The organism is Mesorhizobium sp. M7A.F.Ca.MR.148.00.0.0 (genome assembly GCF_003997735.1).
GTDB lineage: Bacteria > Pseudomonadota > Alphaproteobacteria > Rhizobiales > Rhizobiaceae > Mesorhizobium.
This window is the reverse complement of record NZ_RZTB01000427.1, coordinates 1-393: the sequence shown is the minus strand read 5'-3', so window position 1 is coordinate 393 and position 393 is coordinate 1. Positions and strand designations below refer to the sequence as shown.

Genomic DNA, 393 nt, shown 5'->3' with positions numbered 1-393 from the left:
TCTTCAACTGGGGCGATGGCTCCTGGTGGATCATGGGGTCCTATTATTTGCGCCAGTGGCACATGCGCTGGTTCGAACAGCATCTCAGCGACGGCGTCACCGTCCGCGATATCTCGGACGCCGTCGTCGGTTTCTCGCTCGCCGGTCCCAATGCGCGAATGCTGCTCGATCGGCTGACACACCAGGATGTCTCGCACGAGGCTTTCGGCTTCCTGGCCTGCAAGACATTAGATGTCGGCCTGGTGCGGGCCAAGGTCGGTCGGCTGTCGGTCATCGGCGAGCTCGGCTACGAGATCCATTGCCAGGCCAATGAGCACGCGGGCCTGCGCCGCGCGCTGCTGTCGGCAGGCAAGGATCTTGATGTGACCGAATATGGCTTCGGCGCGGTCAATT

1 pseudogene is annotated in these 393 nt (G+C 62.1%); it reads left to right on the top strand.

Features of this window, described 5'->3' with window-relative positions:
• Nucleotides 1–393: pseudogene (locus EOB49_RS34805) on the top strand (aminomethyltransferase family protein); the annotation flags it as partial.